This window comes from Xanthobacter autotrophicus ATCC 700552, from assembly GCF_043194565.1.
Taxonomy (GTDB): domain Bacteria; phylum Pseudomonadota; class Alphaproteobacteria; order Rhizobiales; family Xanthobacteraceae; genus Xanthobacter; species Xanthobacter autotrophicus_F.
Map to the genome: position 1 here is coordinate 18787 of NZ_JBAFVS010000038.1, position 8667 is coordinate 27453.

General features: G+C 61.3%; 8 protein-coding genes and 1 pseudogene. 1 reads left to right on the forward strand and 8 read right to left on the reverse strand.

From position 1 onward, the window contains the following. Nucleotides 1-147: 147 nt before the first annotated feature. From V5F48_RS23650 to V5F48_RS23660, 3 genes and pseudogenes are all read right to left on the reverse strand, one after another. The gene (locus tag V5F48_RS23650) at nucleotides 148-924 is read right to left on the reverse strand and encodes a sulfite exporter TauE/SafE family protein (RefSeq protein WP_394015579.1); all 777 of its coding nucleotides are present in this window, start codon (nucleotides 922-924) and stop codon (nucleotides 148-150) included. Continuing rightward, nucleotides 921-1337 (reverse strand): YeeE/YedE family protein, encoded by a 417-nt coding sequence (locus V5F48_RS23655; protein ID WP_394015578.1) that lies wholly within the window; start codon nucleotides 1335-1337, stop codon nucleotides 921-923. Before V5F48_RS23655 ends, V5F48_RS23650 begins: the two co-directional genes overlap by 4 nt. Continuing rightward, nucleotides 1334-1528: pseudogene (locus V5F48_RS23660) on the reverse strand (YeeE/YedE family protein); the annotation flags it as partial. The gene V5F48_RS23655 and the pseudogene V5F48_RS23660, both read right to left, overlap by 4 nt. Here V5F48_RS23660 and V5F48_RS23665 point away from each other — a divergent pair. After that, on the forward strand, nucleotides 1442-2299 hold the full coding sequence (locus V5F48_RS23665; RefSeq protein ID WP_394071849.1) for a zinc-binding dehydrogenase: 858 nt from the start codon (nucleotides 1442-1444) through the stop codon (nucleotides 2297-2299). The pseudogene V5F48_RS23660 and the gene V5F48_RS23665 overlap by 87 nt on opposite strands. A 490-nt stretch (nucleotides 2300-2789) precedes the next feature. Here the strand turns inward: V5F48_RS23665 and V5F48_RS23670 are convergent, their stop codons facing one another. The 5 genes from V5F48_RS23670 to V5F48_RS23690 all read right to left on the reverse strand — a co-directional run bounded on the left by V5F48_RS23670 (nucleotide 2790) and on the right by V5F48_RS23690 (nucleotide 8173). Beyond that, nucleotides 2790-3014, reverse strand: coding sequence for a hypothetical protein (locus V5F48_RS23670; RefSeq protein WP_213375315.1), 225 nt, complete (start codon nucleotides 3012-3014; stop codon nucleotides 2790-2792). Nucleotides 3015-3224: 210 nt separating this feature from the next. Then, the gene (ppk2, locus tag V5F48_RS23675; RefSeq protein ID WP_394015568.1) at nucleotides 3225-3995 is read right to left on the reverse strand and encodes a polyphosphate kinase 2; all 771 of its coding nucleotides are present in this window, start codon (nucleotides 3993-3995) and stop codon (nucleotides 3225-3227) included. A gap of 195 nt (nucleotides 3996-4190) precedes the next feature. Continuing rightward, nucleotides 4191-5453, reverse strand: coding sequence for an MFS transporter (locus tag V5F48_RS23680; protein WP_394015567.1), 1263 nt, complete (start codon nucleotides 5451-5453; stop codon nucleotides 4191-4193). Further along, nucleotides 5450-7858 (reverse strand): heavy metal translocating P-type ATPase, encoded by a 2409-nt coding sequence (locus V5F48_RS23685; RefSeq protein WP_394071850.1) that lies wholly within the window; start codon nucleotides 7856-7858, stop codon nucleotides 5450-5452. Before V5F48_RS23685 ends, V5F48_RS23680 begins: the two co-directional genes overlap by 4 nt. 72 nt (nucleotides 7859-7930) lie before the next feature. Continuing rightward, nucleotides 7931-8173, reverse strand: coding sequence for a hypothetical protein (locus tag V5F48_RS23690; protein ID WP_394015565.1), 243 nt, complete (start codon nucleotides 8171-8173; stop codon nucleotides 7931-7933). Nucleotides 8174-8667: the final 494 nt, after the last annotated feature.

Consider the following 8667-nt stretch of genomic DNA (forward strand, 5'->3'; position numbering starts at 1 on the left):
CCTGGTGCAGTGGACACCGTAAGAACAGTATCTAGCGAGCACCAACACGGCGATGCCGATGATTCCAATGAGGCTCATGCCCCACATCATCCCTCCACCCATCATCATCCGAGCTTTCGCCAAGGAATTCGTTCGGTGCTCCCTGTATCATCCCACGGACCCCGAACTGCGGTATATCACATAGGCAGCAACGACGAAGATCAGCCCGGCGAAAATCCGATTGAGCAGATCCTTGCGAGACGCAAGATACGTCGAGGCAAACGTTCCAATCGCACCGCCGGCAATTCCGCCCACGATGAACTCGGTCGCAATCGTCCAATCCACCAAGCCGGTCGCTGCATAGTTGATCGCCGTCGCCAAGCCGAAGGTGCCAACCGCCAACAGAGAGGAACCAATTGCCGAGATCGTCGGCATTCCGGTGGCAAGGATCAGTCCAGGGACGATCAGGAAGCCCCCGCCGATGCCGAAGAAAACGGAGACGCCGCCAGCAATCAGAGCAACTATGCCCGTCACCGTGCACATGCGCCAATCGACGCGACGCGGACTACCACCTTCGTTCTTGCGCGGACGAAGCATCAGAGCGCCGACCACCATCATCAGTAGGCCGAACAGGAACAGCAAATGCTGGCCGTCGATCGCCTTTCCGAGCGTCGATCCGGCAAGGGCGCCGATCGTCCCGACCAAAGCGAACAGGATCGCGCAGCGCCACCAGATATGCCCATTTCGGGCGTGGACGATCAGATTGATATAGGCGTTCACTGAGACGGCGAGCGCGCCCGTCCCGATTGCCACATGTGGATTGGAGACACCGACGACATATAGCAGCAACGGTGTTGCCAGGATCGAACCACCCCCGCCAATCAAGCCAAGGGTGAAGCCGATCAGCGCGCCCGTACCAAGGGCAAGAAACACGGCCTCGCTCACGCCGATTCATGAACGACCATGCCGATCACCATGGCAACGACGAAGGCTACGACCGGCATGAGGCCGAGTGACAGGGCTGACAGCGCCGGGCCGGGGCAAAGACCCGCCAGGCCCCAGCCGACCCCGAAGATCGCGGAGCCAATGACCAGGCGCGCGTCGATCTTCGTCGCGATCGGAAGATGAAAGACCGTATCCAGCATCGGACGCGCCATGCGGCGCTTGATCGTCATCCCGATCATGGCGACGGCGATCGCGCCACCAAGTACGAAGGCAAGGCTGGGATCCCAGGCTCCGAACACATCTAGGAAGCCCTGCACGCGAGCTGGATCGAGCATCCCCGATAATGAGAGGCCAATGCCAAAGACTGCCCCGGTGCCGAGCGCAACCGCGCCTTGCGAAATGCGATTCGTCATAGCCCCGCCATCCGCATCGATGTGACCGTAAGGATCCCGGCCAAAAGGAAGGCGGCGACCGCTGCCATTGATCGGCGTGAGAAGCCTGCAAGGCCAAGGACGCCGTGGCCGCTGGTGCAGCCGGATCCCATACGCGTACCGAAGCCGACAAGCAGCCCAGCGATCACGATGGTCGGCATCGAGGCGGTTATCACTCGCAGGACGGGGCAGGCACCAAGCACGGGTGGAAGCCGGCGGGCGGTTGGAAATTCGGCAACACGATCGATGGCTGTCAGGCCGAGTTCGTGTGCGTTCCTGATGCCATGGTCAATTTGAGTCTCGTACCCGAAGGCTTGACCGACGAACAGGTTCTGATGTGCCCGGACATCATGTCTACAGGCTTCGTCGGCGCGGAGAACGGAGACATTCGCATCGGCGATAGCGTCGTGGTTTTCGCTCAAGGGCCGATCGGCCTTTGTGCCACCGCCGGCGCCAAATTGAGAGGCGCCACGATGATCATCGCCGTCGATGCGATCGCCGAACGAATGGCCGTGTCGCGCATGCTCGGCGCGGACTTCATCATCGATTTCAAGAAAGCTGACCCTGTCGAGGAGATCATGAGGATCACGGACGGGCGCGGGGTTGATGTTGCGATCGAGGCCCTCGGGACGCAGGCAACCTTCGAGGCTGCGCTGCGCGTGCTGCGGCCGGGCGGCACGCTGTCGAGCCTTGGCGTCTACTCGACCGACCTTCGGATCCCGCTTGGGGCCTTCGTTGCTGGGCTAGGTGATCACAAGATCGTCACGGCGCTGTGTCCGGGTGGCAAGGAGCGGATGCGGCGGCTCATGGACGTGATCGCTTCCGGAAGGGTCGATCTGACGCCGCTGATCACCCACCGCTACAAGCTCGACGACATCGAGAATGCCTATGACCTCTTCTCCCATCAGCGTGACGGGGTGTTGAAGGTTGCCATTACTCCGTAGCGCCTGAAGCGCCACTCGTTGCCGATACACTGCTGCGACGAACTACTGGTCCTTAACCAAGCGCTTTTCTAAAACATTCGGAAGCCTCAAGATGTCTCGGGAGGAAAGCAGTTCTTCACCCTTCGATCCCCGGGGTGACACGACACCATCTTCGCCCTGATATCGGTGGTCACCCTTACCGTTCGAAGAGTTGTGGAGCCCAGCTTCAATTTTCGCGGAGAATTTCCGGTTCCGCTTGATCTCAACCACGAAGGGCCGAACCGACTGTTTCATCCGTCCTCTCCAATCTCTCGGCAGGGCTTGCATGCTACGACACCGATGTGACTGGCGTTTGATCTCAGTCAATTCCGTCGCAGCGGCACACTTACCTCAACCAATACATCGTCACTCGAAGGACCGGACTGCCTGGCAAACGCCGGAGTGCCGAACTCGACTTCCCGCCAAGCGGCATTCGGGCCCCCAAGGCCTTTTGAGCGACAGGGGTCGCGCGTCAGCGCGATCCAGACCTATCCCGCGGCCATTCCTGCAACGCAACAATCCAGAGACCCACCAAGTTGGCCAGAGGCACGAGCGCAACGATCGACCAAAGTGGCGAGAATCCAATTCGAGCGAGAATGCGTCCGACGGGGTAAAGCAGCAGCGTGACAAACAAGACGAAAGCGATCCAGTGCCAAGCCGACCAATAGCCAATCATCATATAGGGTTGGTCCATCATTAGAATGTCCTTAGCACTTTTGCTGCGTGAATTCACAACCTGAGATACAAGAATCTGCGAAGGGGCGAGCCCTCCGTCCAGGCTCGTCGCGGCAACACGCAAAGCCAGATACTTCTCGTGTCAACACCACCAATTGACATGTCTCAGCAGCCATGCCGACCTAACGTGCGACGATTTCATCGTAAGATGGCAAGTTCTATGCTGGACTAATTACTCCGAGATAAGGCCGTTCGTAACCGCCGCCTTGTCGTACAAGAATACGAGATTGGGGTCGGGGAGGTCGCGAGCGCGGTCCTTACCGTCGAAGTCGAAGCGCGTCAGGAAATCTCGGATGACATTAAGCCGTGCCTCTGACTTGTCGTCCGCGCGCACGACGGTCCAGGGCGCAAATGGCGTGTGCGTACGGGCCAGCATCTCGTTCCGGGCTACACTATAATCGTCCCAGTGCTTTGTCGCTGTATCGTCGATCGGGCTCAGCTTCCACTGCTTGAGCGGATCGTCGCGGCGATCCTTCAGCCGGCGCTTCTGTTCGGTTCGCGAGATATCCAAATAGTATTTGAGGATGGTGACGCCACAATGGGCGAGCAGCTGCTCGAACAGCGGGGCCGTCATGAGGAACTCGTCATATTCCTCGTTGCTGCAGAAGCCCATTACCCGCTCGACCCCGGCGCGATTGTACCAACTGCGGTTGAACAGCACGATCTCCCCGCCTGCCGGCAGATGCGGCACCCAACGTTGGAAATACCAAGACTTCTGGTCTCGGTCGGACGGTTTGCCCAGTGCGACCACCCGCGTCTCGCGCGGGCTGAGATGCTCAACGATTCGCTTGATCGTTCCATCCTTGCCGGAGGCGTCCCGTCCTTCGAAGATCACGAGAACCTTCTTGCTGGATTTGATGAGGTGCTTCTGAAGGCCCGCCAGCTCCACCTGGAGTTCGTGAAGTGCTTGTCTGGTGGCTTCGTGTTTTTCTTTCTTGCCCATCTGGAATTCCTGTCATGAAGTTTGTTGCATTCCGAAGTATCGTCGGTTGCAATTCAACGGTACGAAAGCGCAGCCGCCTGCCAACCTAGACAGGCGTTCACCGGGGGCCGATCCTACTCAGTCGGATATCTTCGGCTTGCCAATTCGTAACTCCCATTCTCTCGCTGAATCGCGATCTAAAGGCGCCGAAATCCATCAGTGCGCCGTTTCAAGAGCGGCGGGAGAGTTAACCCGTGCCAGGAGGCCCGGGATACCAAGACTTCCGACGACGCCTCCCAGCACCACGAGGGCCGTTAGCGTGAAGGGCGCGTTTGGCACGAAGGAAACCCCAAACAGCAGACCGCCAGCGGCCGATCCTGCCGCTTGGCCGAGACTTGCGGCCGCAGTCTGCCGACCCAATTCCGCTCCTTGCCTTTCCCCCGCACTGAGCGAAATCCAGTACGTCGCGATGGGGGAGAGGATACCAGCGCTGGCCGCGATCGCGGCTACGACGATGGCCGTAGGCACGGTCGCTGCGGCGAATGGCACGGCGGCGACGCTCACTGCCAAGACAACAAGGGCGGGCGTGAGGAACCAGCGTGTGGTCTGCGGCTTGACGAGCGGCGAGAAGATGATCGTTTGAGCGACCAACATGACGAGGCTGCACACACTGAACATGAGCCCGATCTGGTAGGTACTCATGTCGAGAACTTGCATTCCGCGAAGCGACAGGCCGACTTCGAAGGCACCCACAGCCGCGGCGGTTACGAACGAAATGACAAGGAGGCGTGGAAGGGCGGCACGGCCCTCAGGCCCACTTGCAACTCCCTCCTGATTTACGCCGCGCTCCATGGCGTCAGGCACAAAGAACCATACTGCCAGCGCCACCAGAAGCGAAAAGCCCGATGTCGTTAAATAGGGTGAAAGGGAAATTGCAGCCTCGCCCGAGCCTGGAAGGAGTTCGCGGGCGACAACCACGGTGAAGCTTCCCAGCATCGGCCCGACCAGGAAGCCGATGGCACCGGCAATGTTGAGCAGAGCAAAGCGGCGCGCGCGCCATTCCTTGGTCCGAGCATAGTCGCCGACAAGGGCATAGGCTGCGGGCACAATGGAAGCCGCGAACAACCCGTTCAGGAAGCGGCCGAGATAGAGCAGAGGGAGGCCATCGGCGAGCGCAAACAGTGCCAGGGTCAAGGAGAACCCCATCAGTCCCGCGAGCAGCACGGGGCGGCTACCATGCCGATCCGCAAGGCGGCCCCATAGTGGTGCGAACAAAAACAGCGCGAGGGTGTAGGTTCCGGTCAGTATGCCGGTATGCCGCGATAGGACAGTAGGATCCGTCGTTCCTGCTATCCGTTGAATCGCAAGCGGAAGTATCGGCAGAAGGAACCCGTAACCCACGGTAATCGTGAACATTGCTAGAAGCAATGAGATCATCATCCACCATCGCAATGGCTGGAAGGAACTTGCCGCGATCACGCCGCCGCCTCGACTGCGGCTTCCGTTGAACCACTTTGGACTCTGCTGTCGCGCGTGATGCCGGCCAGCCGTGTGCGCTTGAGCATCAGGGCGTTGATCGCCACCAGAGCCGAGCTGCCCGACATGGCGAGAGCGGCGATTTCGGGGCTCAGCAGCATTGGGTAGAGCACGCCCGCTGCGAGCGGGAAGGCGATGACATTGTAGGCCACGGCCCACCACAGGTTCTGGTGCATCTTGCGCAGGGTTGCGCGGGAGAGCTCGATGGCGCCGACGATGTCGTACGGATCGCTCTTCATCAGCACGACGTCGGCGCTCTCGATGGCGACGTCCGTCCCCGCACCGATGGCGAACCCCACATCGGCCTGGGTGAGTGCCGGAGCGTCGTTGACGCCGTCGCCGACCATCCCGACCTTGTGGCCTTGTGCCTGCAGCTCCTGAATCTTCGCCGCCTTCTGGCCCGGCAGTACATCGGCCAGCACCATATCAATGCCGAGAGTTGCGGCGATTCGCTTCGCCGTGCCGGCGTTGTCGCCGGTCAGCATGGCGACCTGGACGCCACGCTCGCGCAGCTTGGCTACGGTCGCCTGGGCGGTCGGGCGCGGTGCGTCGGCGATCGCGACGATGCCGAGAAGGCGGCCGCCACGGGCGACATGAACCACGGTTCGGCCGGCGCCCTTCAACTGCTCCGCCGCATCGGCGAGTTCGTCAAGGCCGATCTTTTCCTCGTCCATGAGCCGACGGTTGCCGAGAAACGTCGTCTGACCCTCGATCTCGGCGCGGGCGCCTTTCCCCTCGAGATTGAGGAAGGACTGCGCGTCCGGCACAGTGAGCCCTTCAGCGCGCTCGATGATCGCCAGCGCGAGCGGATGATCCGAACCGTGCTCGACCGCGGCCGCGATGCGCAGCACCTCATCGGGCGACGCCTGGCCTGCCGCGATCACGTCGACCACGCGCGGCTGACCCATGGTCAGCGTGCCGGTCTTGTCGAAAACGATGACGTCGAGCTTGGTCGCATCCTCCAGCGCGGACGCGTTCTTGAACAGGATGCCGTTCATCGCGCCGAGCCCGGTTCCCACCATCACCGCCATCGGCGTGGCGAGCCCGAGCGCATCGGGACAGGCGATGACAAAGACGGTGATGGTCAGCGTCAGCGCGAAGAGGAGGGTCTGACCGATCCAGAAATACCAGACCGCGAAGGTGACGAGACCGATCAGGATCGCCGCGAGCACAAGCCATTGCGAGGCCCGATCGGCGAGAAGCTGCGCCGGCGCCTTGGAATTCTGCGCTTCCTGGACGAGCTTGACGATTTGGGCGAGGGCCGTGTCGGCACCCACCTTCGTCGCCTTGTAGCGCAAGCTGCCACTCTTGTTGATGGTGGCTCCGATGACCATGTCGCCCGGCTTCTTCGAGACCGGCATCGACTCGCCCGTCAACATCGATTCATCGACGTCGGAGCGACCTTCGAAAACCTCGCCGTCCACAGGGATTTTGTTGCCGGGACGCAGAATGACCGTATCGCCCAGTAGGACCTCGGCGGTCGGGATCTCGATCTCGGCACCGCTCCTGAGCACCGTGGCCTTGGGCGGCGCGAGGTCCATGAGCTGACGGATTGCCTCCGACGCGCCAGCTCGTGCCCGCATCTCAAGCCAGTGTCCGAGCAGAATGAACACCAACAGAACGGCAACAGCCTCGTAGAACTGCTGGCCTTTGAAGAAAAAGGTCGAGCCGACGCTGAACAGGTAGCCCGTGCCGACACTGAGCAGCACCAATACCGCCATGTTGAGCACGCCGTTGCGCAGCGCGCGGATCGCCGCGACGACGAAGGGCCAACTCGGATAGAGGATCGCGGCGCTCGCGAGAACGAAAAGGAGGATCTCGCGATCGAGGCCGAATGGCGGATCGATGCGCAGGAAATCCATGCCCATCGGCTGCAGCAGAAATATCGGCACGGAGAAAATCAACGCGACCCAGAACCGGTTGCGCATGTCCCGGACCATGCCCTGCATGTCCATTCCCGCGCCATGACCCATCTCATGGGCCATGGCATCGTGCGAGATCGGCATCGCCTTACCCGGCGTCCCAGAGGCAGGATGCGCCCCGTGGCCCGCGTGACCGGCGCCATGACGATGCGGCGCCGCCGGATGCGCCGGCGGCACGGTCGTCTCGTTTGGCACGCATTGGTGCCTCGGAACCACCTCGCCGCGGCAATGGAAGCCGCAGGCGATCACCTCGGCCTGGATGGTCTCCAGGCTGGTACGTGTCTCGTCGAAGCCGACCGTAGCCGTGCCGGACGCGAAGTTGACGGCGGCGGAGGTGACACCGGGCAATCGACGCAGGCGCTTCTCGACCACGAGCGGATCGAGCACATCGAAGAATTGCTCCACGTCAATTGTTGTGGTCGTCACAACCGGCGTCTCCTGTCGAAATCGGAGCGGATGCCCACCACGAACCACCCGCCTTTTTCACGGATCGCGCTGTCAACTGCCGCCGCAGCAGCCGGTCTTCTTCGGGTGATGACCAGCACTGGAGACTGACTTGTCCAGTTCGCCAGCGGGCGCGACCGTGTCGGGCGCCGCAGCATTTTCGTAATTGCCGCAGGAGCCAAGAGCATTCGCTTTCTCCGCGGCCTCTGCGCCGGCATGGCCATCGCAGCAGGAAGAGGCATTTGGGACCGAATGCTCGGAGGTCGTCTTGGTCTGGTCGGCAGACGTGGTGCTCATTCCGGTGACTCCTGCTTGCGGGCACGACGATAGATAGCGCCATTGCGGGCGCTGTCGCCCCATGCCGCACCCGCACTCTCATTTCCTGATTTTCAAACTTAGGCGATGGCCCGGTCAGCCATCTTTAATCTCGATTAAGGATCGGCATCCTTGGGTCGCGCATCGCTCCCGGAGCTGACGACCCCTTCAGACTCAGTGTTCCGCTTGTCTCATTTGGCGGCATTTCGAATTGCATCGCTGCGATACGCCGAAGGGGGTCAATCGCGCATCCAGAAATCGCTCTCCCCAGGGTTGGCTGAAGTCGTTTCCACGATGGCGCCGACTACTCGCCTAACATGGATGAGAATGTGCGTATTGCTCCGATCATTGCCGTCGTCATCCTCGCGGCCGCCGGGGCTGCCGGCTATGCCTATTGGTGGAGGCAACAGGCGACCCGCGTCCCCGCGGGACTGGCCCGGGCAAATGGCCGGATCGAAGTCGAACGCGTCGACATC

What these genes read in the sequence shown, in the direction of transcription:
- V5F48_RS23655 (WP_394015578.1), bottom strand. Translation starts at nt 1,337, where the DNA reads ATGACGAATCGCATTTCGCAAGGCGCGGTTGCGCTCGGCACCGGGGCA.
- V5F48_RS23670 (WP_213375315.1), bottom strand. Translation starts at nt 3,014, where the DNA reads ATGATGGACCAACCCTATATGATGATTGGCTATTGGTCGGCTTGGCAC.
- ppk2 (WP_394015568.1), bottom strand. Translation starts at nt 3,995, where the DNA reads ATGGGCAAGAAAGAAAAACACGAAGCCACCAGACAAGCACTTCACGAA.
- V5F48_RS23690 (WP_394015565.1), bottom strand. Translation starts at nt 8,173, where the DNA reads ATGAGCACCACGTCTGCCGACCAGACCAAGACGACCTCCGAGCATTCG.